This is a genomic window from Kribbella sp. NPDC003505, from assembly GCF_040610875.1.
Classification (GTDB): Bacteria; Actinomycetota; Actinomycetes; order Propionibacteriales; family Kribbellaceae; genus Kribbella.
In genome coordinates this window covers 410,116-431,627 of the sequence record NZ_JBEXNA010000001.1, presented here as the reverse complement: position 1 = coordinate 431,627, position 21,512 = coordinate 410,116, and the positions used below count along the sequence as shown (strand labels likewise).

Below are 21,512 nucleotides of genomic sequence, written 5' to 3'. Positions count from 1 at the left end.
GGTCGGCGGGGCATGTGGTGGGGCTCCGTTCTTGGGTGCTGTTGGTGTAAGGGTGGCATACGGAGGGTGTTCGGCGGGGTCGGTTGTCCACAGGTTGCAGGTTGCTGCAGTGACGGTGAGTTAGTGGTTGGTTGCTGTGGTCACTCTGTGCATTCTGTCCGTACGACGGGCTGCCGAGGGTGGGGTTGGGCGGTGCGGCGCCTGGTTGGGGTACACGTTCGGCTGCTGCCTGGTCGCGTCGGACCGCGGCTGTCCTGTCAGCCTGCCTGGGGCCGTCGCGGTGTCGCCCCGCCAGCCGAAGTTGGCGGGTCGGCCACCGCCGGGTGGTGGGGCGGGTGGGGGTGGGAGACTTCGGGGTATGTCGCCTTTAGGTCGTCGTCGGGGTCGGGGGAGTTCGGGGCCGGTGGGGGAGAAGGTGGTGGTGGCGCCGGAGCCGCATCCTTCGGGGGCTCGGCCGCCGGGGGTTCCGAAGGAGTTGGTGCCGCGGCATGTGGCGATTGTGATGGACGGGAACGGGCGGTGGGCCAAGCAGCGGGGGCTGGCGCGGACCGAGGGGCACAAGGCGGGTGAGGCGAGCCTGCTGGATGTGATCAAGGGCGGGATCGAGATCGGGGTGAAGTACATCTCGGCGTATGCGTTCTCGACCGAGAACTGGGCGCGGTCGCCGGAAGAGGTGCGGTTCCTGATGGGGTTCAACCGCGAGGTGATCCACCGGCGGCGTGACGAGCTGGACGCGATGGGCGTCCGGGTGGTGTGGTCGGGGCGGCGGCCGCGGTTGTGGAAGAGCGTGATCGACGAGCTGGAGTACGCGCAGGAGCGGACCAAGCACAACGACACGATCACGCTGCAGTTCTGCGTGAACTACGGCGGCCGGGCGGAGCTGGCGGACGCGATGCGGGCGATCGCGCGGGAGGTTGCCGAGGGCAAGGTGAAGCCGGACCGGATCTCCGAGCAGACGATCGCCCGGCACCTGTACGCGCCCGACATCCCCGAGGTGGACCTGTTCGTCCGGTCGTCCGGGGAGCAGCGGACGAGCAACTTCCTGGTGTGGCAGCTCGCGTACGCCGAGATGGTTTTCCTGGACACACTCTGGCCGGACTTCGACCGCCGCGACCTGTGGCGGGCGATCGAGATCTACGCGCAGCGGGACCGGCGGTACGGCGGTGCGGTGCCGAACGAGGTCGCGCCGCAGACCTGAGACCGGTGGAACCGCGGACGGGTACGGCCGCGTCCATGGTCGTTGGAGGATTCCCCGACGACAGGAGCTGGAGCGTGCCGGAGCACGAGACACCGCGGCAGACCGCCGAGCGGGAACTGGTCGCCGCGCGCGAGGAGGTACGCCGGATGGCCGAGTCCATCCGCGCCAGACTCCCCGCCGACAACCACGACAACCACGACGGGCACGAGCACGACGAGCAGCAAGAGCAAGGCAAGCAGCAAGAGCGGCAAGAGCAGCAAGAGCAGCAAGAGCAGGACAAGCAGCCAGAGCAGGACGAGCGAGCGGGGCGCTGGGAGAGCTGATGGTGAATCTGGCCGAGGTTGCCGGGCGGACGCACGAGGTCGCATCGGCGATGGACGAGGCGAAGAACGTGCTCGTGCGCGCCGAGCGCGTGCTGGGCGAGCAGGAGGTCGACCACGCGCTGACCCGGCGGCTCAGCGACGTACAGTCCCTGGCCGACTCGGCCGAGCGGGTCTCCGCGCTGGAGCAGGACGCGAGTCGCAAGCGGCAAGCTGCGGCGACCGGCAAGGACGTTGCGCAGTCGGACGAGGCGGACAGGGCGCTGGTGAGCGCGTTCAGCAACTCGGTGGGTGAGGCCGCGAACATCCCGTCGGCGCTCCGGGAGACGTGGGAGGACCTGGCCGACCTGCGCGACCGGCTGGACCGCAGCAGCAAGCACCTCGGCACGGCCGCGGAGCATGCCGACGCGCTCGACCGCATGCCGGAGTACGACGGCGACAAGAACCTGCTCGCGAACGTCCGAGGCGTCAAAGGCGTTGTTGACAAGGCACATGAGGCTGTCGCGGACGTCGTGGAGCGCGTTGAGGCAGTGCGGACGATCACGTCCCGTTTCGAGCAGGACCCAAGGCACCTCAGAAGCGGTCAAATGGCCGAGCAGATCACGTCGACCAGCAGCAGGCTGCGTGGCGAGCTGGTCGCCGCGCAGAACAGGGTTCGTGAGGCGCACGGTCCGGTCGTGGCCAACAAGTCTGCCGTCGAGAAGGCGACGCAGCAGGCGATCGACGGGGCGGTCGCGGCCAAGGACGCGGAGAGGGACGCCAAGGACCTGACGAAGAGCGTGCAGGCCGCAACGAACCCCACCCCCAGGGACCAGCAGGTCCAGAGCAGTTCGCAGGAGGAGCTGCGCCGGCGGCTGGACGGACCCGCACAGGAAGCCGGAGTGCAGCGCTAGCGGCCAGGTGAGGGGAGCAGGCCGCGTTCGATCGCCACGGTGACCGCTCGCGTCCGGTCGTCGACGTCGAGCTTGGCGAACAGTCGCTGCAGATGTGTCTTGACCGTCGCCTCGCCGATGAACAGTTCGCGTCCGATCTCGGCGTTGCTGAGCCCGCGGGCGACCGCGGCCAGCACCTCGAGTTCGCGCGGTGACGGCTGCGCCGCGGCGGGCGCTGCCGGCGTCCGCAGACGCGACATCAGCCGCGCTGCGACCGGCGGCGCGAGAACGGTCTCACCGCGCGCGGCCGCCCGGATCCCGTTCAGCAGCTCGACGTGCGGCGTGTCCTTCAGCAGGTATCCCGCAGCGCCGGCCTCGACCGCGTGCAGGATCTCCGTGTCGGTGTCGTACGTCGTCAGCACCAGCACCCGCGTCGACGGGTAGCCGGACACGATCGCCCCGGTCGCGGCCACCCCGTCCATCCGCGGCATCCGCAGATCCATCAGTACGACGTCGGGCAGCGTCGACTCGACCAGCGCCAGCGCCTCCGAGCCGTCACCTGCCTCGCCGACGACGGAGATGTCGTCGGTGACCGAGAGCATCCCGCTCAGCCCGGACCGTACGACGGGGTGATCGTCGACCACCAGAACCCGGATCACGCATCCTCCTGCACTGCCGGAATCAGGACCTGCACCCGGGTGCCGTGACCGGGGCTGCTCTCCACCTCGACGCTGCCGCCCGACTCCTCGACCCGCCCGCGCATCGCGCTGAGCCCGAAGCCGCCCGACACCGAACCCGGCGTGAACCCGGATCCGTCGTCGCGGATCTCGATCCACACCCGGCCGTCGGACAGCCCGAGCGTGATCAGCACCTGTGTGGCCGCCGCGTGCTTGCGGACGTTCGCCAGCGCTTCCTGCGCCGACCGCAGCAGTACCACCTGTTGCGCCTGCGGCAGCGCCGCGACCTCGTCGTCCGGCAGGTCCAGCGCGACCTGTACGTCGACCCCGGTCTCCGCGGCGAACCGCTCCGCCTGCCGGCGCAGTACTTCGGTCAAGGTTGCCTCGGACAACGCGACCGGGGTGAAAGCGGCGACCAGCGCCCGCGCCTCGGCCAGGTTCTCCCGCGCGGTGTCCTCGATCGCCGCCAGCCGGGCCGCGGCGCCGTCGGTTCCGCCCCGGGAGAGCTCGACGGCGGCGGCCTGCGCGAGCATCACAATCGAGGTCATGCCCTGCGCGAGCGTGTCGTGGATCTCGCGCGCCATCCGCTCCCGCTCGGCCATCACACCGGCGCTGTGGTGCGCCTCGGCGAGCTCGTCGCGGGCCGACTCGAGTTGCTCGATCAGCTCGGCGCGCTGCTGGCTCTGGGTGATCACCTTCTCGATCCAGATTCCGAACAACAGGCTGACCACCAGACTGACCAGCATCCACGGGAGGATCTCCCAGAACGCGTCCCAGCCCCACCCGGCGCTCCACAACTGCGCCGTACCGACGCCGACCACCAGCAGCAGGCTGAGGCCGACGCCCTCGCGGATGTCCTCGCACAGCAACCAGATCTGCGCCGACGCGATGAACATCAGGAACACCGACTGCGGATAGATCCCGATCAGCACCATCAGGCAGGCGATCAGGACCAGCCGATAGCTGTACGACGGGAGCGCCCGCCGGGACCGGACCGCGGGCAGCCCGACGAACTGGTACGCCGCGCCGAGCAGCACGACCGTACCGACGTACACCGCCTGCCGGGTCGCGCCGAGATCGCCGGTGAACGACAGGGCCAGGGTCATGCCGAGCAGCACCCAGAACACGATGTGCCAGCCGATCAGCGTCCGTGTCCAGACGGGCTGCCCGGCACTGTCTCGTGAGCTCTGCACGGACCCCATCATCCTCCACGCCAGGATCCAGACCCGCGGTCCGGTCCAGGCGGGGCGGACCATCAGCCCGCGTCCCGGCGGGTCCAGCGGAACAGGCGCTGGGCGAGGAACAGGCCGACGAGCAGCCAGACGGTGAGGACGATCGCGCCGGTGCCGAGCTGCCAGGACCCGCCCGGCTCGTTCACCTGGTACCCGTCGGGCAGGAACACCGACCGCATGCCCTGCGCGAGCCACTTCAGCGGGAAGAACTCCGACACCGTCCGCATCCAGGCGGGCAAACTGCTGTAGACGAAGTACACGCCGGAGATGAACTGCAGCAGCAGGACCACCGGCGTGACCACCGCGGACGCCGCCCGTCCGGACTTCGGGACGACCGAGAACGCGATGCCGAGCACCGAGCCGGACGCGGTGCCGAGCACGAAGATCCAGAGGAAGTTCAGCCACTTCTCCGGCGCCGTCGGGACGGCGACGCCGAGCAGCAGGCCGGCGATCGTCAGCAGCAGGGCGAACTGCAGGACCGAGGTGACCAGGACCATGCCGATCTTGCCGATGAAGTACGACTGCGGCGACATCGGCGTGCCGCGCAGCCGCTTGAGGACGTCCTGGTCGCGCTCGATCGCGATCGCGATGGCCAGCGACTGGAAGCTGGTCAGGAAGATGCCGGAGGCAATCATCCCGGGGGTGAAGTAGGTCGCGGCGGTGACGCCGCCGGAGAAGTCGGTGCCGCTGAACACGGCGGAGAAGATGCCGAGGAAGATGATCGGGAAGAAGAACGTGAAGATCAGCTGCTCACGCTCGCGGAAGAACTCCTTCACCTCGATTCCGGTGCGGGACAGTCCGACCTTCAGCGGCGACGGCAGTACGGTGCTCACTTCGGGGCTCACGCGAGAGCTCCTTCCGGTTCCGGGGCAGCGCTCGCCACTGCGATGAGTTCCAGGTAGATGTCTTCCAGGCTCGGCCGCCGGACCTGCAGCTCCGGCACTTCCGAGCCGCCGTACTCGGCCATCAGCCGGGCGACCTCGGCGGTCGGCCGGTCGGTGCGTACCTCGCGCGGGCCGTCCGCGGTCAGCCAGGAGACGCGCGCGGTGCGGGCGCCGCGGCCGCCGAGCGTGTCCGGCGTCGCGATCTCGACCATCCGGCCGTCGGCGATCACGCCGACCCGGTCGGCCAGGTGCTCGGCCTCGTCCAGGTAGTGGGTGGTGAGGAGGATCGTGGTGCCTTCGGTGCGGAGCTCCTCGATCAGCGTCCAGAACTGGCGGCGCGCCTCGGGGTCGAACCCGGTGGTCGGCTCGTCGAGGAACAGCAGCTCCGGGTTGCCGATCACGCCGAGCGCCACGTCCAGCCGGCGGCGCTGGCCGCCGGACAGGTTCCGGACCCGGGTCTTGCGCTTGTCCTCCAGGCCGACCGCGGCGATCACGTCCGAGGGGTCCCGCGGGTTCGGGTAGTACCCGGCGAAATGGGTGATCATCTCGGCGACGGACAGCACCGCCTCGTCCCGCGTGGTCTGGGCAACGATCCCGAGCCGCGCCCGCCAGTACCGGTCGCCGTGCGCCGGGTCGGTGCCCAGCACGCTCACCTCGCCCTCGTCGGCCCGGCGATACCCCTCCAGAATCTCCGTGGTCGTCGTCTTGCCGGCCCCGTTCGGCCCGAGCAGGGCGAACACCTCGCCCCGGTGGATGTCCAGGTCGACCCCGTCGACCGCCACCTTGTCGGGGTACCTCTTGACCAGACCGCGCACCCGCACTGCGTCGTCGTTGTCCATGCCTCAACTCTGGCTGCCCGCGACCATCTGCCGGGAGCACCGCTCGGCGGACGGGCTGTCCCCCGACCGGTGGACACAAGGGTGTACGCCGGTGGGTCGAGCCAGCTAGGTTCGGGGAATGGCTCAGACGGTGCGTGGTGTGGCGGCGGCGGGCAAGGGTGCGCCGGTGACGATCGAGGAGATCACGATCCCGGACCCGGGTCCGGGTGAGGCGGTCGTGCAGGTGCAGGCGTGCGGGGTCTGCCACACGGACCTGCACTACCGCGAGGGCGGGATCAACGACGAGTTCCCGTTCCTGCTCGGGCACGAGGCCGCGGGGATCGTGGAGGCGGTCGGCGACGGCGTCACCGATGTGCAGCCAGGCGATTTCGTCGTACTGAACTGGCGGGCGGTCTGCGGCAACTGCCGCGCCTGCCTGCGCGGTCGGCCCTGGTACTGCTTCAACACGCACAACGCGCAGCAGAAGATGACGCTGGCCGACGGCACCGAGCTGAGCCCCGCGCTCGGTATCGGGGCGTTCGCGGAGAAGACCCTGGTCGCGGCCGGGCAGTGCACGAAGGTCGACCCGGCGGCGAAGCCCGAGGTCGCCGGCCTGCTCGGATGCGGTGTGATGGCCGGCCTCGGCGCCGCGATCAACACCGGCAACGTCGGCCGCGGCGACACCGTCGCCGTGATCGGCTCGGGCGGCGTCGGTACGGCGGCCGTGGTCGGCGCCCGTCTCGCCGGGGCCGCGAAGGTGATCGCGATCGACATCGACGAGCGCAAGCTCGCCACCGCGCAGGAGCTCGGCGCCACGCACGCCGTGAACTCCACGACGCTCGACCACGACGGCGTCGTCGCGGCGGTGCAGGAGCTCACCGGCGGCTTCGGCGCCGACGTCGTGATCGACGCGGTCGGCCGGCCCGAGACCTGGAGGCAGGCGTTCTACGCCCGCGATCTGGCCGGCACGGTCGTGCTGGTCGGCGTACCGACTCCTGACATGCGCCTGGAGATGCCGCTGCTGGACTTCTTCGGCCGCGGTGGTTCGCTCAAGTCGAGCTGGTACGGCGACTGTCTGCCGACCCGTGACTTCCCGATGCTGATCGACCTGCACCTCCAGGGCCGCCTGCCGTTGGACCGCTTCGTCTCCGAGACCATCGCGCTGGACGAGGTCGAGGACGCCTTCGCGAAGATGCATCACGGGGACGTCCTGCGCTCGGTCGTTGTCTTCTAGCGAGCTCGGACCGCCCGGGCGAGGAAGCCGGCCGCGACGATGCCGATCGCGGCCGTCGACGCGATCGACCAACTCGTCGTGCCGAAGGACCGGACCGACAGGAACAGCGTTCCGAACAGCGTGACGCCGCCGACCTGGCTGAGTTGCATGGCGGTGGTGAGGATGCCGCTCGCGTCGGCGGCCCGGGCCAACGGCACGTGGACCAGGGATTGGGTGACGAGTGGGCTCGCGGCCAGACCCATGCCTGCGCCCGCCAGGACGAGACCAGGCCACAGAACGGACAAGCTGACGCCGGCATAGCCGAGCGCGCACAACGCGAGGCCGGCGGGAACGACCAGGTGGTGCACGCGGCGCGGGAGGACACGCCAGAAATAGCCGACCACGCCGAACGTGACGGCGAACGGCAGCCAGGTGAGACCCGCCTGCTCAGGGGATTCACCGAGTGCGTTCTGCAGGTGGAGGGTGAAGGTGAACAGGAACCCGCCCATCGCCAGCAGCGTGCAGACGAGCGTCACGAGACCGGATGGCAGACCGCGGGCGCGCAGTACGTCGAGGTTCAGCAGCGGGTCGCCGCCGCGGTCCGCGAGCCGCCGTTCGAACCGTACGAAGACCACCGCGACCGCCACCCCGGCGACGCTGCAGCCGAAGGTCCAGAGCGGCCAGCCGACCTCGTGACCGACCACCGCCGGCAGCACCATCAGCAGTACGGCGCAGGTCGACAGTGCCAGGCCGATGACGTCGAGACGGCGCGTCGCGCCCGGCCGGTCCGCCGGCACGGACAGCGGTACAAGCAGTGCGAGGCAGATGCCGACCGGGACGTTCACCAGGAACACCGGGCGCCACCCGGAGCCGAGCAGGTTCGCTCCGACGAGGAGCCCACCGGCGATCAGCCCGGCGACCTGACCGGCGGACAGCGTCATGCCGTACGCCGACAAGGCCTTGGCCCGGGCCGAACCGGTGAAATGCGCCTGGATCAGGCTCATGATCTGCGGGACCATCAGCGCCGCCGCGATCCCTTGCACGAAACGGAACAGCACCAGCGGCAGGATCGCCGGGGCCAGGCCGCAGGCGAGTGACGCGAGGGTGAACAGAATCGCGCCGGTCACGTACGTCCGGCGGCGACCGTAGAGATCGCCGAGCCGCGCGCCGGTGACCAGCATCATCGCGTACGCGACCAGGTAGCCGCCGACGACCAGTTGCAGCCAAGCGCCGGAGGCGTGGAAGCCGGCACCGATGGCCGGCATCGCGACGTTCACGATCGAGGTGTCGAGCAGCGCCATGAACTGGCCGAGAAGCAGGACGGCGAGCATCAGCCCGCGCCGGGTGTCCGGGCCCGCCGGGCGGTCGGTGGTTGTTACAGCGGTCATCAGGTTTCTCCCTTGTCTGCACGGGACGTGGGGTATACCTGGCGGGTCCGCAGGATTCATCGGCGGCCGACCGATGATTTTCGCGAGGTTGCGCAGTACGTACTCCGGCAACCGGACCGTGGGAGGCTGACCTCGATGGACCGTGACGAATTCGACCTGAGGGCCGAGCCGCACCGGCGTGAGTTGCTGGTGCACTGCTACCGCATGCTGGGGTCGATCCAGGACGCGGAAGATTTGGTGCAGGAGACGCTGCTGCGTGCATGGCGCGCCGCTGATTCGTACGACGAGCGGCGCGCCTCGATGCGGACCTGGCTCTACCGGATCGCCACCAACGCGTGCCTGACTGCTCTCAAAGGCAGGGGCCGGCGCGCGCTGCCGTCGGGACTCGTCAGGGCAAGCCAGGACGCCCAGGCGGCGATCGAGCTGAACACGGACGTGGCCTGGCTGCAGCCCTTTCCGACGGCCGGCGACCCGGCCGCTGCGATCGCCGCCAAGGGGAGTCTGCGGCTCGCCCTCATCGCCGCCATGCAGTACCTACCGGCCCGGCAACGTGCCGTCCTGGTACTGCGGGACGTCCTCGACTGGCCGGTCGCGGACATCGCCGAGGCACTGGAAACCACGACCGCAAGTGTGAACAGCGCGCTTCAGCGGGCCCGCGCCAGGCTGGCCGAGATCGACATCACCGAGGACGACGTCGACGAGCCTGACGACCGGGAGACCAGTTCCGTCATCGACGACTACGTCCGGGCCTTCGAGGCTGCCGACGTCAACGGCCTGACCCGGCTGCTCACCGACCAGGTCGTCCTGGAGATGCCGCCGGCCCCGCTCTGGTACGTCGGGCGCGACGCGTACGGCGAGTTCATGGCCCGCGTGTACGCGATGCGCGGCCCGGCCTGGCGAGTGCTGCCGACCGTGGCCAACCAGCAGCCGGCCGTCGGCGCCTACGTGCGTGGGGACGACGGCCGCTTCCACGCGCACAGCTTGCAGGTGTTCACGGTCACCAAGGCCGGCATCACTCACAACGTCGTGTTCTTCGGCCAGGACCTCTTCGCGTACTTCGACCTGCCCTTACACCTTGAATGAGATCCACAGGTCCGGCGGCGCGTCCGGCTTGCCCGGGATCGGCCGAGCCTCCTGCGTCCAGACGTCGCCGGAGATCTCGGTCGCTACCCGCTGCCAGAACCTGACCGCCTTCTCGTTGTTGGCCTGGAACGCGACCTCGCAGGGGCCGGGGTGGCGCGACAGCACTTCCTGGACCGCCCGTAGGCCGAGGCCGCTGCGACGCACCGGTCGCACCATGAAGAACGCGTTCAGCACGTGGACCGGCTGCTGCAGTGCGCGCATGAGGCAGAACCCCACCGGGTTCTCGCCGAGCGAGATGACGTACCCGGCCCACTCCGGATGGCCGGTCAGGGCGTTCTCCAGCCACTCGGTGCGGTAGCTGCCGTCGGGTCGCGGGAGCTGACCCTGGAACTCGGACATGTCGTGGCGGAACATCAGCCACAACCGCTCCATCAGAGCTCGGTCGGAAGCGTCCACGCGGCGCACCAGAAGATCGGACATAGGTCTCCTTCAAAGGATCGGAACGCAGAAAAGCCTCCCGCCGGAAGAGTCCGGTACGGAAGGCTTACTGCGGTCAGTTTATCAGTGGCGCGGCGCGGTCTGCCCGGCGACCCAGTTCATGTCCGGGTAGCGGGTGCCGACCGGCGTCAGCTTCGCGAGCGCCTCGACGTCGGCGGCGGACAGTTCCAGTCGCAGCGCCGCGACGTTCTCCTCCAGGTACCTGCGCCGCTTCGTGCCCGGGATCGGCGCCACGTCGTTGCCCTGCGCAAGCACCCAGGCGAGCGCGATCTGGCCGGGCGTCGCGTCGTACCGGCCGGCGACCGCGCGGATCTCCTCGACCAGCGCGAGGTTGGCGTCCAGGTTGTCACCGGTGAACCGCGGCAGCGTACGGCGGAAGTCGTCGGCCGGAAGGTCCGCGGGCAGCGCGCCGGTGAGCATGCCGCGCCCGAGCGGCGAGTACGGCACGATCCCGATGCCGAGCTCGCGGCAGGCCGGCAGCGCCGACTCCTCGATGTCCCGGCTGAACAGCGACCACTCGCTCTGCACCGCGGTGATCGGATGGACGGCGTGCGCCCGCCGGATCGTCTCCGCGGACGCCTCGGACAGGCCGAGGTACCGGACCTTGCCGGCCTCGACGAGCTCCGCCATCGCGCCGACCGTCTCCTCGACCGGTACGCCGGGGTCCATCCGGTGCTGGTAGTACAGGTCGACGTGGTCGACGCCCAGCCGCCGCAGCGACGCGTCGATCGCGGACCGGACGTACTCCGGCGACCCGTTCACGCCCCGCACCGCGTCGGTCAGCGGATCTCCGGTGATGCCGAACTTCGTCGCGAGGAACACCTCGTCGCGGCGGTCCGCGATCGTCCGGCCGATCAGCTCCTCGTTGGCGCCGAAACCGTAGATGTCGGCGGTGTCCAGGAACGTGACACCGAGATCGAGCGCGCGGTGCAGTGTCGCGGCGGACTCGGTGTCGTCGGTCGTGCCGTACGCGTAGCTCATCCCCATACAGCCGAGTCCGAGCCGGCTGACCTCGGCGCCTTGGCTACCCAGTTTCATCAGAGTCTTCCCTTCAGATGGCCTTCAGATGGCCTTCAATGGCATGGCTCCGCCGCCGAGCGTCCGCAACGGTCGGCTGAGTTCAGTGGTCGGTTACGGGGCGGCGGTGCCGCCGTACACGGTGATCTTGTAGTCGGTCACCGCGAGGGCGAGCTGCAGATCACGCAGCTGCCGCTGGATCCGGTCGCGGTGCTCCTGCATCAGGGCGAGCCGCTGGGGTGCGGTGTGGTCGCCCTCGAGCACCAGCTCCAGATAGTGGCTGATCGTGCCGATCGGCATACCGGAGGCACGCAGCCTGCTGATGAACACGATCCGCGCCATCGCCCGCTCGTCGTAGCTGCGGTAACCGGCGGCGTCCCGGCGCACGTCGAGCAGACCGATCCGCTCGTAGTACCGCAGGGTGTGCGCGGTGAGGCCGGTGAGCTCGGAGGCCTCGGCGATCGACAGCTGCTCGGGCAGATCCGCCGGCAGCTCGAGCAGGCACAGCAGGTCCCGGTCGATCGGCTCCAGTACCTCGGTCGCGTTCATGTCTACGACCGTATGCCTTCGAGTGCGCTCAAAGGCAAAGGTGATCTACGTCACGCCTTCTGGCACTCCGCGCAGGTGCCGAAGATCTCCAGGGTGTGGCTGATGTCCGCGTAGCCGTGCTCGGCTGCGATCTTGTCGGCCCAGCGCTCGACGGCCGGGCCTTCGACCTCGACGGTCCGCCCGCAGTTGCGGCAGACCAGGTGGTGGTGGTGGCCCTTCGAGCAGCGCCGGTACGCCGTTTCGCCGTCGGCGGTGCGCAGGACGTCGACCTCGCGGGAGTCCGCGAGCGCCTGCAGGGTGCGGTAGACAGTGGTCAGGCCGACGGCCTCACCGGCGGACCGGAGCTCCTGGTGGATCTCCTGGGCGGTCCGGAAGTCGTCGATCTTGTCGAGCGCGTGCGCGACCGCCGCGCGCTGACGGGTCGAGCGTGTTCCGATAGCCACCGTTCCTCCTGTCATTTCATTACCGCCGTCCAGTCTCTCAGAAGTCAGCAACCCCGTGCCGCATCACTGCTGCATCACTGCTGCATCAGTGTTCGTCCCAGTGGTCGCCGTGCGCCGCGTGCAGGTGCCCGTCGTGCACATAGTCGACATGGTCGCCGTGCTCGACCTTCTTGTGCCCGCACTCCGGGTTGTGCGCGTGCGGGTGCCCGGCGCTCACCACATGCGGCTCCGGCGCCGGCACGCCGATCTCCGGCTCCTCGTCCGCCAGCGGACGCGCGCGGCCGGCCCGCCGTCGCAGCAGCGTCCCGACCGTCGCCGCCACGACGAACCCGGCCAGCGCCAGTACGACGATGGTCGCGCCGGGCGCGACATCCGCGTTGTACGACGTGATGATGCCGGCCAGACACGCCGCCACACCGATCACGCACGCGGTGATGAACGTACTGCGGAATGACCGCGTGATCTGTTGCGCCGTCGCGACCGGAACCACCATCAGCGCGCTGACCAGCAGCAGCCCCACAGTGCGCATCGCGACCGTCACAGTGACCGCGGCCATCACAGCGATCACCAGGTTGAGCAGCTGGACCCGAAGCCCCGTCGTACGGGCGAACTCTTCGTCCTGGCAGACCGCGAACAGTTGCGGACCCAGGCCGATCGCGACGACCAGGACGGCGACGGCCAGGCCGACGACGACATACAGGTCGCTCTGCGAGACGGTGGTGAGTGAACCGAACAGGTAGGTGTTCAGCGTGGCTGCGCCCTGACCCGCGAGTCCGATGAGCAGCACGCCGCCCGCGATGCCGCCGTAGAAGAGGAGAGCGAGCGCCACGTCGCCCGTGGCCTTGCCGCGGGCGCGGACCAGCTCGATGGCGGTCGCTCCGGCGATCGAGACGATGATGGCGGTCAGCACCGGTGCGCTGCCGGTCAGCAGACCGAGCGCCACACCCGTGATCGCGATGTGGCCGATGCCGTCACCCATCAGCGACAGCCGCCGCTGCACCAGATACGTCCCGATGGCAGGCGCCGACAGCCCGGTGAGCAGGCCCGCGATCAGGGCCCGCTGCATGAACTCCAGCTGGAACATGGTCATGACGGGAGCCACCCCGGTTCGTCGTCGGAGGTGTGCGAGTGGTGGACGTGGGCGTGCGTCTGCGAGGCGTGCGGGGGACCGTCGTACACGATGCGGCCGCGGCGCATCACGACCGAGCGGTCGATCAACGCGTCCATCGGGCCGAGGTCGTGGCTCACCATCACCACGGTCGTGCCGCGCGCGACCCGCTCCCGGATCGCGTCGGCGAAGATCTGCTGGCTGGCCAGGTCGACCCCGGCGGTCGGTTCGTCGAGGATCAGCAGCTCGGGGTCCGACACCAGGGCGCGCGCGATCAGCACCCGCTGCTGCTGGCCGCCGGACAGCTCGGCGACCGCGTCCTTGCGCCGGTCGGCCATGTCGACGACCTCCAGCGCCTCCTCGATCGCCTGCTTGCCGGCGGCGCCGAGCGGCGTGAACAGCCGCCGCTTCGACAGCAGGCCGGACGACACCACCTCGTACACCGTCGCGGGCACGCCGCCGGCCGCGGTGATGCGCTGCGGCACGTAGCCGACCCGGCGCCAGTCGCGGAAGCGGGGGACCGGCGTCCCGAACAACCGGACCTCGCCGCGGGCCGCGGGAAGCAGCCCGACCACGGTCTTGATCAGCGTGGACTTGCCGGAGCCGTTGGTGCCGAGCACGGCGAGCACCTCGCCCTGGCGGATCTGCAGGTCGATGCCCCGAAGCACCAGGCGGCCGCCCAGGTCGACCGAGAGGTCGGCGACCTGGACGGCCCTGGCCGGTTCTGCCGGTTCTACTGTCACGAGCAGCCGTTCGCTTTCTGTAGCTCTTGCAGGTTCTGCCGCATCAGGGTCAGGTAGGTTTCCTGGGAGTTCGCGTCCGACAGGCCCTCGATCGGGCTCAGCACGGCGGTCTGGACGCCGACGTCCTTGGCGATCGTCTCGGCCACCTTCGGACTGACCAGCTCTTCGTAGAAGATGGTCGTCACGTGCTGGGCTTTCACGATGTCCTGGACCTCCTTGATCCGGGCCGGCGCCGGCTCCGCGTCCGGGGTGAATCCGGCGATCCCGACCATCGTCAGACCGTATCGCTTCGCGAGGTAGGCGAAGGCCTCGTGGCTGGTCACGAACGTCTTCAGCTTGCAGCTCGCCAGACCGGTCTTGTAGTCGGTGTCGAGCTTGCCGACCTGATCGAGCAGGGCCTTGGCGCGCTCGTGGTACCCCGCGGCGTTGGCGCTGTCGATGCTCACCAGCCGGTCCTCGACGGCCTTGACGACCGCGGCGTAGCGCACCGGGTCGAGCCAGAAGTGCGGGTCGAGGGCGTCGTCCTTGTGCGCGGTCGCCTCGGCGCCGTCCTCGTGCTCCTCGAAGTCGGCGCCGGTCGCCTCCAGTTGCGCGGCCGGGGCGACGTCGAAGCCCGCGTCCTTCGCGTTCTGCTCGACGGCCTCGTCGACGGCGGGCTGCAGGTCCTTCTCGAACAGGACCAGCTTCGCCTCGGCGATCTCGCCGACCTGCTTGGGGGTCAGCTCGAGGTCGTGGGGCTCCACGCCGGGCGCGGTCAGGGTGGTCACGTGCACCGCGTCGCCCCCCACTGTGCGGGCGATGAACTCGAGCGGGTAGAACGAAGCCACGACGTCGAGCTTGCCGCCACCGGAGTCGTTGGCGGACCCGCCGCACCCGGCCAGGGTGAGGGCGGCCAGGGCGGTGGCGCCGGCGACAACAGCTCGAAGACCAGATCTCATGACAATCATTTTCATTTAACTGGAACTGATTGTCAAAACAGGGAGTTCAGATTGGCCAGCCGCAACGTCGGGCGACGACGTGCCGACCCCAAGCGCAGCCTGCGCCGGGCACTCGATCTGCCGCCGGGTCACGGGCACGGACACGGGCACGGACACGGGGATCATGTGGTCGACACGTCGGTGGTGAACTCCGACGCAATCGTCGCCCGCCGGGTCCGGATCGTGGTCGCCGCGGTGCTGATCCCGCTGCTGCTGGCCGCCGTGGTGGCGATGATCGTGATGTGGCCCGGCGGTGACGTGAAGGTCTCGTCGTACCAGACCGCCACGGCCCGCGGCGAGGTCACCGCGGTCAAGGCGTGCCCGAACGTGAAGGAGCAGTGCGACGAGGCGACGGTCGAGTTGACGACCGGAGCCGACAAGGGCGCGGTCATCCCGGTGCAGGTTCCGAAGGCCGACCAGACGTCCGTCCCGGTCAAGGTCGGCCAGTCGATCATGCTGGGCGTCCAGGACGCGCCGAAGGTCGCCGACCGGTACTCCTACGTCGACCACGACCGGACCAAGCCGCTGTTGTGGCTGGCCGCGATCTTCGCGATCGCCGTCGTCGCACTCTCGCGGTGGCGCGGTTTCGCGGCGTTGATCGCGCTCGCGGTGACTGCGGTGATGCTGACCCAGTTCATCCTGCCGGCGATCCTGAAGGGCGAGAACGCGCTACTCGTCGCCGTCGTCGGTGGCACGGTGATCATGGCGATCGCGCTGTTCCTGACCCATGGCATCAATGCGGAGAGTTCGATCGCGCTGTCCGGGACGGTGGCCGCGCTCGGGCTGACCGTGCTGCTCGGCTGGTTCTTCACCAAGTTCTGCCAGCTGAGCGGTCTGGCGTCCGAGGGCGCGTCCGGGGCCAAGGCGCTGGTGCCGGACATCGACCTGACCGGGTTGCTGGTCGCCGGGATGGTGATCGGCGCGCTCGGCGTGCTCGACGACGTGACCGTCACCCAGGCCGCGGCGGTCTGGGAACTGTCGGCCGCGAACCCGTCCGCGAACCGTCGCGAGCTGGTCAGCGCCGGCCTGCGGATCGGCCGGACCCATGTCGCCTCGGTGGTCAACACACTCGTCCTCGCGTACGCCGGCGCCGCGCTGCCGGTGCTGCTGATCTTCGCCATCCAGGACCTTCCCGGACGGGCGGTGCTGTCCACCGAGTCGGTGGCGATGGAGGTGGTCCGCGGCCTGGTCGGCAGCCTCGGGATCATCGCGGCCGTCCCGCTGACCACCGCCCTCGCCGCGATGGCGGTCGCCGACCGGTCCCGCGACCTGGTGGCATCGGACAACAACTGAAAATCAGCCCTTCCGCCCCGCCGTTCCGCCTTCTACAGTGCAGGTAAGTCACGGAGAGTCCGCCATCGACTACCTTCGGCGACTGTACGGGGTGAGGAGCGCGGATGAGGTTTCGTCATCGGGACGGTTCGACCGTCCACCTGGGGTACTGCGCGACAGTGCATCCGGCCGCCGAGCTCGACGAGTTGGTCGCCGGGCTCGATGCGTGCGCCGGCGCGGTCCGTGCCGCGCTCGGCGTGCCGGTCCTCGGCGTCGGCCTGTGGTTCCCGCACCGGCTCGCCGATCGGCTGGCGAACTCGCCGGCCGCGCTCAGCAAGCTCCGCCGCGCGCTGCACCGGAACCGGCTGGAAGTCGTCACGCTGAACGGCACGCCGCACGCCCAGTTCACCGACAAGGTCGTCGGCGCCAAGCTGTACTGCCCCGACTGGACCGATCCCGAACGGCTCCGCTACACGCTCGACCTGATCGACGTGCTGGCCGAGCTGCTGCCCGCGGACGCGCCGTACGGATCGATCTCGACCGTGCCGCTCGGCTGGCGGGTGCCGTGGTCGAGGGACCGCAACCGCGCCGCGCGGGAGGCGATCGACCGTGTCGAGCAGCACCTCGCCCGGACCGAGACCCGGACCGGCCGGACGATCCGGATCGCCGTGGAGACCGAGCCGGGCTGTGTCCTCGAGATGATCGGCCAGGCCGCCGCCTGGCTGGATCGCTACTCCAGTCCGTACGGCGGTGGGTCGCGCATCGGGCTGGGGCTCGACACCTGTCATCTCGCGGTGCAGTTCGAGGACCCGGCCGAATCGTTCGAGCTGTTGTGGCGTGCGGGCGTGGATGTGGTCAAAGCGCAGCTGTCCCTCGCGCCAACGCTCGTGGACCCGTCGGATGCGTCCGGTCGCTACGCCCTCGGCCAGCTCGGCAGGCCGAAGTACCTGCGGCAGGTGCGTGAGTGGGGCGGCCCTGGTGTCGACGACGTGGCGCAGGCCAACGAACTGTCCGGTCACGCGGCCTGGCGGATGCATGCGCACTTGGCGGCCCATGCCGCGCCACCGGATCCGTTGAGCGCGACAACCGGCGTACTGGACGAGTGTCTGACCAGGCTGGTCGGCGGCGGGCATCCACTCACGCAGCACCTCGAGTCGGAGGTGTACGTGTGGCCGCGTGCGCCCAGAACCCAACAGGCGTTGGCGAAACGGATCGCCAAGGAGCTCAAGTGGCTACGTGACCGGCTGACCGCGCTCGGGCTGGACCAGGTCTGAATAGTCCGGCATCGGGACCGAGCTGAGCGCCTTGCCCACCGAGTTCTGCGACCAGATGAAGCGCTGCACCGCTGTCGGCAGCTTCGCCAGCGTGGCTGCCGCGGCCGGCATCAGCCGCAACGCGAGGGGACCGGCCGGAATGATCGTGCGCATCACCTTCGGTGCGAACCGCCGGCTCTGCTCGACGACCGGCCGGATGGTCCGCTCGTAGGTGCGGAGCCCCGACGGCAGGTCGCTACGAGCCGCGGCCAGCTCACCTGCCAGGACGTACGCCGCCATGACCGCAAGGCTCGTGCCGCCGCCGACTGCCGGGCCGGGGCAGTAGCCCGCATCGCCGACCAGGCCGATCCGGCCGCGGTGCCAGGTGTCCAGAGTGATCTGTGCGATCGAATCGAAGTAGAAGTCCTCGGCCGGCACCAGGTGCTCCAGCAATTGAGGCACCTTCCAGCCGTAGTCGCGGAACTCCTTGACCAGCAAGGCTTTCTGCTCGTCCTTGTCGCGGTAGTCGTAGCGCAACTCAGGTGCGCGGAACAGGAAACCGGCGCGAACCTGACCGGTCTGGTGCACGCCGTAGATGCCGACCAGCTTGCCGACGGAGAAGTGCGACAGCGTGTGGTTGCCGAGCCCGAAGACGTCGGGCATCGAGAACACCGCGAGGTATCCGCCGAGCGGCCGGAGCATCGGCCCTTCCGGACCGAAGGCGAGCCGCCGGACGTTGGAGTGCAGGCCGTCGGCCCCGATCACCAGGTCGAAACGGCGCTGCGTCCCCGACTCGAACGTCACGTCGACACCGGCGCCGTCGTCGTGCACGGCCGCGATCGAGTCACCGAACACGTACTCGGCGGTGTCGCGCGTGGCGGCGTACAGGATCCGGGTCAGCTCGCCGCGGAGGATCTCCACGTGCCGGCTCGAGATCCCGGCGTACATCCGGCTGAGGTCGACCTCGACCGGGCGCTTGCCGAACCGCTCGATCGTCATCGCGTCGAGCCGCGTGCGGGCCGCCTCGATCGCGTCCCAGCAGCCCATCCGGCGGGTGATGTCGGCGGCCGAACTGAACAGGTCGACGGCGTGCCCGCCGAGTCCGTGGCGGCCGGCCGGCGTGCGCTCGACGAGCGTCGGCTCGAAGCCGTACCGATGCAGCCAGTGGGCCAGCACCGGACCGGCCACGCTGGCACCCGAGATCAGGATCTTCTTCATCGCGACAACCCCCTTACTTATCGGAAGGTAAGTAAACAGGGGTGCGCTTGTCAATGGCTTACTTACCGGAAGGTCAGCTAATCTGCGGGGTATGCCGAGACGACGGACGGGCGACACCCGGGCGCGGATCCAGCAGGCCGCCCTGGAGTTGTTCGCCGAGCGCGGGATGCAGCAGACCAGCCTGCGCGACATCGCCGACCGCCTCGGCGTCACCAAACCCGCGCTGTACTACCACTTCGCGTCCCGCGAGGACCTGCTGAACAGTCTCGTCGAGCCGATGATCGCGGACTTCGAGGCGTACGCCGCCGCGCAACGGGCGGCCGCACCGGTCCCGCCGCGGGAGCTGCTCGGGTCGTACTTCGACCTCGCCCACCGGCACCGCGCGCTGATCCGGCTCGCGATCCGCGACTTGTCGGTGCTGCACGAACTGAAGCTCGCCGATCGCTTCCTCGAATGGCGCGGGACGCTCGCCGAGCTCCTGGTCGGCGCGAGTCCGTCGCTGTTGGACGCGGTCCGCTGCATGGTCGCGCTGGGCGGTCTGTCCGACTGCGCGGTGATGATCGACCACGAGCCGGTCGCCGAGCTCCGCGAGGCCGCGGTCGACGCGGCCTACGACAGCCTCGGCCGCCCCTGAAGGACCGCGCGGCTCAGCCGGTCGCGATCCTCGAGACCGCGAACAGCAGGATCACGAGGATCGAGAAGATCCGCAGGAACCGCGGCCCGTTCGTCACCGCCGGCCACGACAGGAACGCCAGCCACCCCAGCAGCAACGCCAGCAACACCAACGCCGGCACCCCCACCGGCACCGGAGCGAACACCCCGACCAGCGCCAGCACCAGCGTGATCCCCGGCAACGTCAACTTGGGCGCGGCGTGCAGCTTGGCGACGTACGGATAGCTGATCTTGGTGATCCGCTGCCGCAACGGACTGCTGGGGGTGCTCATACCTCCATTGTTCCAGGTCCTATGGTTGAGCCCGTGTTCGTGGTGATCAGGTTTCGGGTGGGGGAGGCCGGGCAGGCCGGGTTCGGGGAGCGGGTGCGGGCCGCTGTCGACGTGCTGGCGAGGCAGAAAGGGTTCGTCGCGGCGCGGGTCGGGAAGAATGTGGACGACCCGGAGTTGCTGGCGCTGACGCTCGAGTTCGAGAACATCGGCAGTTACCGGCGCGCGCTGTCGCCGTACGAGGTGAAGCTGGCCGCGGTGCCCCTGTTGTCCGAGGCGCTCGACGAGCCGACGGCGTACGAGGATCTGCCGAGTTAGCACGGATTCGATCGCGGCCACCCCGGACCGATAGCCTGGTTCCTTCCGTAGATCTGCCTGTACCTGTTCTGTACCCGTTCTGTGCCCGTTCTGGAGTCGAAAAGTGCCCGTGGAAACCGTCGATGCCGTCGTCAGCCTCTCCAAGCGCAGGGGCTTCGTCTATCCGTGCGGCGAGATCTACGGCGGTACCAAGTCGGCCTGGGACTACGGGCCGCTGGGCGTCGAGCTGAAGAACAACGTGCGCACCCAGTGGTGGCGGACGATGGTGACCGGCCGCGACGACATCGTCGGTCTGGACTCCTCGGTGATCCTGCCGACCCAGGTCTGGGAGGCCTCCGGCCACCTGGCCGAGTTCGTCGACCCGCTGACCGAGTGCCAGTCCTGCCACAAGCGGTTCCGCGACGACCACCTGCGCGAGGACTTCGCGCGGCGCAAGAACAAGGATCCCGAAGCGGTCGAGCTGGCCGAGATCGCCTGCCCGAACTGCGGTAACAAGGGCACGTTCACCGAGCCGCGGATGTTCAACGGGCTGCTGAAGACCTACCTCGGCCCGGTCGAGTCCGAGGAGGGCCTGCACTACCTCCGCCCGGAGACCGCGCAGGGCATCTTCATCAACTTCGCGAACGTGATGGGCACCGCGCGGAAGAAGCCGCCGTTCGGGATCGCCCAGGTCGGCAAGAGCTTCCGCAACGAGATCACCCCGGGCAACTTCATCTTCCGGACCCGCGAGTTCGAGCAGATGGAGATGGAGTTCTTCGTCGAGCCCGGCTCCGACGAGGACTGGCACGAGTACTGGCTGAAGGCGCGCTGGGACTGGTACACCGGCCTCGGGCTGAACCCGGACAACATGCGGTTCTACGAGCACCCGAAGGAGAAGCTGAGCCACTACTCCAAGCGCACCGTCGACATCGAGTACCGGTTCAACTTCGGCGGCAAGGAGTTCGACGAGCTCGAGGGCATCGCGAACCGCACCGACTTCGACCTGACCACGCACTCCAAGCACTCCGGCGCCGACCTGTCGTACTTCGACCAGGAGAAGGGCGAGCGCTGGACGCCGTACGTGATCGAGCCCGCGGCCGGCCTGACCCGCAACGTGCTGGCGTTCCTGCTCGACGCCTACACCGAGGACGAGGCGCCGAACGCCAAGGGCGGTGTCGACAAGCGGACGGTCCTGCGGTTCGACCCGCGGCTCGCGCCGGTCAAGGCCGCCGTGCTGCCGCTGTCCCGCAACGCCGACCTCTCGCCGAAGGCGCGCGACCTGGCCGGCGAGCTGCGGCAGAACTGGAACGTCGACTTCGACGACGCCGGCGCGATCGGCCGCCGCTACCGCCGCCAGGACGAGATCGGTACGCCGTACTGCATCACCGTCGACTTCGACACCCTCGAAGACCAGGCCGTGACGATCCGCGAGCGGGATTCGATGAAGCAGGAGCGGGTCGCCCTCACCGAGGTCACCGGCTACCTCGCCCAGCACCTGGTGGGTTGCTGAC

General features: G+C 69.3%; 24 protein-coding genes. 10 read left to right on the top strand and 14 right to left on the bottom strand.

What is annotated here, in order from left to right:
* Positions 1 to 358: 358 nt before the first annotated feature.
* The 3 genes from ABZX12_RS01940 to ABZX12_RS01930 all read left to right on the top strand — a co-directional run bounded on the left by ABZX12_RS01940 (position 359) and on the right by ABZX12_RS01930 (position 2,411).
* Entirely contained in the window at positions 359 to 1,198 is an 840-nt protein-coding gene (locus ABZX12_RS01940) for an isoprenyl transferase (protein ID WP_355688944.1), read from the top strand.
* Between the two features lie 74 nt (positions 1,199 to 1,272).
* The gene (locus tag ABZX12_RS01935) at positions 1,273 to 1,521 is read left to right on the top strand and encodes a hypothetical protein (RefSeq protein WP_355688942.1); all 249 of its coding nucleotides are present in this window, start codon (positions 1,273 to 1,275) and stop codon (positions 1,519 to 1,521) included.
* Positions 1,521 to 2,411, top strand: coding sequence for a hypothetical protein (locus tag ABZX12_RS01930; protein WP_355688941.1), 891 nt, complete (start codon positions 1,521 to 1,523; stop codon positions 2,409 to 2,411). The genes ABZX12_RS01935 and ABZX12_RS01930 overlap by 1 nt, the downstream gene beginning before the upstream one ends.
* Here the strand turns inward: ABZX12_RS01930 and ABZX12_RS01925 are convergent.
* Genes ABZX12_RS01925 through ABZX12_RS01910 form a run of 4 tightly spaced genes read right to left on the bottom strand, consistent with a single transcriptional unit; the run spans position 2,408 to position 6,022 of the window.
* Entirely contained in the window at positions 2,408 to 3,049 is a 642-nt protein-coding gene (locus tag ABZX12_RS01925) for a response regulator transcription factor (RefSeq protein WP_355688939.1), read from the bottom strand. The two genes, ABZX12_RS01930 and ABZX12_RS01925, sit on opposite strands and share 4 nt — an antisense overlap.
* Positions 3,046 to 4,269, bottom strand: coding sequence for a sensor histidine kinase (locus tag ABZX12_RS01920; RefSeq protein WP_355688937.1), 1,224 nt, complete (start codon positions 4,267 to 4,269; stop codon positions 3,046 to 3,048). The genes ABZX12_RS01925 and ABZX12_RS01920 overlap by 4 nt, the downstream gene beginning before the upstream one ends.
* A gap of 53 nt (positions 4,270 to 4,322) precedes the next feature.
* Complete coding sequence (locus ABZX12_RS01915; protein ID WP_355688935.1) at positions 4,323 to 5,144, bottom strand: ABC transporter permease; 822 nt, start codon at positions 5,142 to 5,144, stop codon at positions 4,323 to 4,325.
* A complete protein-coding gene (locus ABZX12_RS01910; protein ID WP_355688934.1) occupies positions 5,141 to 6,022 on the bottom strand; it encodes an ABC transporter ATP-binding protein in 882 nt (293 codons plus the stop codon). Before ABZX12_RS01910 ends, ABZX12_RS01915 begins: the two co-directional genes overlap by 4 nt.
* Before the next feature lie 118 nt (positions 6,023 to 6,140).
* On the opposite strand from ABZX12_RS01910, the gene ABZX12_RS01905 reads away from it, so the two are divergent.
* Positions 6,141 to 7,235, top strand: coding sequence for an S-(hydroxymethyl)mycothiol dehydrogenase (locus tag ABZX12_RS01905; protein ID WP_355688932.1), 1,095 nt, complete (start codon positions 6,141 to 6,143; stop codon positions 7,233 to 7,235).
* Here the strand turns inward: ABZX12_RS01905 and ABZX12_RS01900 are convergent.
* Positions 7,232 to 8,602 carry an MFS transporter gene (locus ABZX12_RS01900; protein ID WP_355688930.1) on the bottom strand — a complete coding sequence of 457 codons (1,371 nt, stop codon included), beginning with the start codon at positions 8,600 to 8,602 and terminating at the stop codon, positions 7,232 to 7,234. The genes ABZX12_RS01905 and ABZX12_RS01900 overlap by 4 nt on opposite strands.
* 135 nt (positions 8,603 to 8,737) lie before the next feature.
* Here ABZX12_RS01900 and ABZX12_RS01895 point away from each other — a divergent pair, with 135 nt between their 5' ends.
* Positions 8,738 to 9,685, top strand: coding sequence for a sigma-70 family RNA polymerase sigma factor (locus tag ABZX12_RS01895; protein ID WP_355688928.1), 948 nt, complete (start codon positions 8,738 to 8,740; stop codon positions 9,683 to 9,685).
* On the opposite strand, the gene ABZX12_RS01890 is transcribed toward ABZX12_RS01895, so the two are convergent.
* The 7 genes from ABZX12_RS01890 to ABZX12_RS01860 all read right to left on the bottom strand — a co-directional run bounded on the left by ABZX12_RS01890 (position 9,671) and on the right by ABZX12_RS01860 (position 14,981).
* Positions 9,671 to 10,165, bottom strand: coding sequence for a GNAT family N-acetyltransferase (locus tag ABZX12_RS01890; RefSeq protein ID WP_355688926.1), 495 nt, complete (start codon positions 10,163 to 10,165; stop codon positions 9,671 to 9,673). The two genes, ABZX12_RS01895 and ABZX12_RS01890, sit on opposite strands and share 15 nt — an antisense overlap.
* 81 nt (positions 10,166 to 10,246) lie before the next feature.
* Positions 10,247 to 11,221, bottom strand: coding sequence for an aldo/keto reductase (locus ABZX12_RS01885; protein WP_355688925.1), 975 nt, complete (start codon positions 11,219 to 11,221; stop codon positions 10,247 to 10,249).
* A gap of 93 nt (positions 11,222 to 11,314) precedes the next feature.
* On the bottom strand, positions 11,315 to 11,749 hold the full coding sequence (locus ABZX12_RS01880; protein WP_355688923.1) for a MerR family transcriptional regulator: 435 nt from the start codon (positions 11,747 to 11,749) through the stop codon (positions 11,315 to 11,317).
* A gap of 50 nt (positions 11,750 to 11,799) precedes the next feature.
* Entirely contained in the window at positions 11,800 to 12,192 is a 393-nt protein-coding gene (locus ABZX12_RS01875) for a Fur family transcriptional regulator (protein WP_355688921.1), read from the bottom strand.
* An 85-nt stretch (positions 12,193 to 12,277) separates the two neighbouring features.
* Positions 12,278 to 13,282: a metal ABC transporter permease gene (locus tag ABZX12_RS01870; RefSeq protein ID WP_355688920.1), complete on the bottom strand. Its 1,005-nt coding sequence runs from the start codon at positions 13,280 to 13,282 to the stop codon at positions 12,278 to 12,280.
* Positions 13,279 to 14,043 (bottom strand): metal ABC transporter ATP-binding protein, encoded by a 765-nt coding sequence (locus ABZX12_RS01865; RefSeq protein ID WP_355688918.1) that lies wholly within the window; start codon positions 14,041 to 14,043, stop codon positions 13,279 to 13,281. Before ABZX12_RS01865 ends, ABZX12_RS01870 begins: the two co-directional genes overlap by 4 nt.
* Positions 14,040 to 14,981 (bottom strand): metal ABC transporter substrate-binding protein, encoded by a 942-nt coding sequence (locus ABZX12_RS01860; RefSeq protein ID WP_355688916.1) that lies wholly within the window; start codon positions 14,979 to 14,981, stop codon positions 14,040 to 14,042. The genes ABZX12_RS01865 and ABZX12_RS01860 overlap by 4 nt, the downstream gene beginning before the upstream one ends.
* A 51-nt stretch (positions 14,982 to 15,032) precedes the next feature.
* Between ABZX12_RS01860 and ABZX12_RS01855 the strand changes: the two genes are divergently transcribed.
* Together ABZX12_RS01855 and eboE are read left to right on the top strand one after the other, a co-directional pair.
* Positions 15,033 to 16,313 (top strand): YibE/F family protein, encoded by a 1,281-nt coding sequence (locus ABZX12_RS01855; RefSeq protein WP_355688914.1) that lies wholly within the window; start codon positions 15,033 to 15,035, stop codon positions 16,311 to 16,313.
* Between the two features lie 104 nt (positions 16,314 to 16,417).
* Positions 16,418 to 17,566 (top strand): metabolite traffic protein EboE, encoded by a 1,149-nt coding sequence (gene eboE, locus ABZX12_RS01850; RefSeq protein ID WP_355688913.1) that lies wholly within the window; start codon positions 16,418 to 16,420, stop codon positions 17,564 to 17,566.
* Here the strand turns inward: eboE and ABZX12_RS01845 are convergent.
* Positions 17,525 to 18,763, bottom strand: coding sequence for an FAD-dependent monooxygenase (locus ABZX12_RS01845; protein WP_355688911.1), 1,239 nt, complete (start codon positions 18,761 to 18,763; stop codon positions 17,525 to 17,527). The two genes, eboE and ABZX12_RS01845, sit on opposite strands and share 42 nt — an antisense overlap.
* Positions 18,764 to 18,854: 91 nt before the next feature.
* Here ABZX12_RS01845 and ABZX12_RS01840 point away from each other — a divergent pair, with 91 nt between their 5' ends.
* The gene (locus tag ABZX12_RS01840) at positions 18,855 to 19,397 is read left to right on the top strand and encodes a helix-turn-helix domain-containing protein (protein WP_355688909.1); all 543 of its coding nucleotides are present in this window, start codon (positions 18,855 to 18,857) and stop codon (positions 19,395 to 19,397) included.
* A gap of 13 nt (positions 19,398 to 19,410) precedes the next feature.
* Here the strand turns inward: ABZX12_RS01840 and ABZX12_RS01835 are convergent, their stop codons facing one another.
* The gene (locus tag ABZX12_RS01835) at positions 19,411 to 19,707 is read right to left on the bottom strand and encodes a DUF6703 family protein (RefSeq protein ID WP_355688907.1); all 297 of its coding nucleotides are present in this window, start codon (positions 19,705 to 19,707) and stop codon (positions 19,411 to 19,413) included.
* 33 nt (positions 19,708 to 19,740) lie between these two features.
* Here ABZX12_RS01835 and ABZX12_RS01830 point away from each other — a divergent pair, with 33 nt between their 5' ends.
* Positions 19,741 to 20,022 carry an antibiotic biosynthesis monooxygenase gene (locus tag ABZX12_RS01830; protein ID WP_355688906.1) on the top strand — a complete coding sequence of 94 codons (282 nt, stop codon included), beginning with the start codon at positions 19,741 to 19,743 and terminating at the stop codon, positions 20,020 to 20,022.
* A 103-nt stretch (positions 20,023 to 20,125) separates the two neighbouring features.
* A complete protein-coding gene (locus tag ABZX12_RS01825; RefSeq protein ID WP_355688904.1) occupies positions 20,126 to 21,511 on the top strand; it encodes a glycine--tRNA ligase in 1,386 nt (461 codons plus the stop codon).
* Position 21,512 lies beyond the last annotated feature (1 nt).

Coding starts and splice junctions, on each gene's coding strand:
- eboE (WP_355688913.1), top strand. CDS start 16,418: ATGAGGTTTCGTCATCGGGACGGTTCGACCGTCCACCTGGGGTACTGC.
- ABZX12_RS01845 (WP_355688911.1), bottom strand. CDS start 18,763: ATGAAGAAGATCCTGATCTCGGGTGCCAGCGTGGCCGGTCCGGTGCTG.
- ABZX12_RS01860 (WP_355688916.1), bottom strand. CDS start 14,981: ATGAGATCTGGTCTTCGAGCTGTTGTCGCCGGCGCCACCGCCCTGGCC.
- ABZX12_RS01840 (WP_355688909.1), top strand. CDS start 18,855: ATGCCGAGACGACGGACGGGCGACACCCGGGCGCGGATCCAGCAGGCC.
- ABZX12_RS01930 (WP_355688941.1), top strand. CDS start 1,521: ATGGTGAATCTGGCCGAGGTTGCCGGGCGGACGCACGAGGTCGCATCG.
- ABZX12_RS01920 (WP_355688937.1), bottom strand. CDS start 4,269: ATGGGGTCCGTGCAGAGCTCACGAGACAGTGCCGGGCAGCCCGTCTGG.
- ABZX12_RS01885 (WP_355688925.1), bottom strand. CDS start 11,221: ATGAAACTGGGTAGCCAAGGCGCCGAGGTCAGCCGGCTCGGACTCGGC.
- ABZX12_RS01910 (WP_355688934.1), bottom strand. CDS start 6,022: ATGGACAACGACGACGCAGTGCGGGTGCGCGGTCTGGTCAAGAGGTAC.
- ABZX12_RS01880 (WP_355688923.1), bottom strand. CDS start 11,749: ATGAACGCGACCGAGGTACTGGAGCCGATCGACCGGGACCTGCTGTGC.
- ABZX12_RS01905 (WP_355688932.1), top strand. CDS start 6,141: ATGGCTCAGACGGTGCGTGGTGTGGCGGCGGCGGGCAAGGGTGCGCCG.
- ABZX12_RS01895 (WP_355688928.1), top strand. CDS start 8,738: ATGGACCGTGACGAATTCGACCTGAGGGCCGAGCCGCACCGGCGTGAG.
- ABZX12_RS01940 (WP_355688944.1), top strand. CDS start 359: ATGTCGCCTTTAGGTCGTCGTCGGGGTCGGGGGAGTTCGGGGCCGGTG.
- ABZX12_RS01835 (WP_355688907.1), bottom strand. CDS start 19,707: ATGAGCACCCCCAGCAGTCCGTTGCGGCAGCGGATCACCAAGATCAGC.
- ABZX12_RS01900 (WP_355688930.1), bottom strand. CDS start 8,602: ATGACCGCTGTAACAACCACCGACCGCCCGGCGGGCCCGGACACCCGG.
- ABZX12_RS01890 (WP_355688926.1), bottom strand. CDS start 10,165: ATGTCCGATCTTCTGGTGCGCCGCGTGGACGCTTCCGACCGAGCTCTG.
- ABZX12_RS01870 (WP_355688920.1), bottom strand. CDS start 13,282: ATGACCATGTTCCAGCTGGAGTTCATGCAGCGGGCCCTGATCGCGGGC.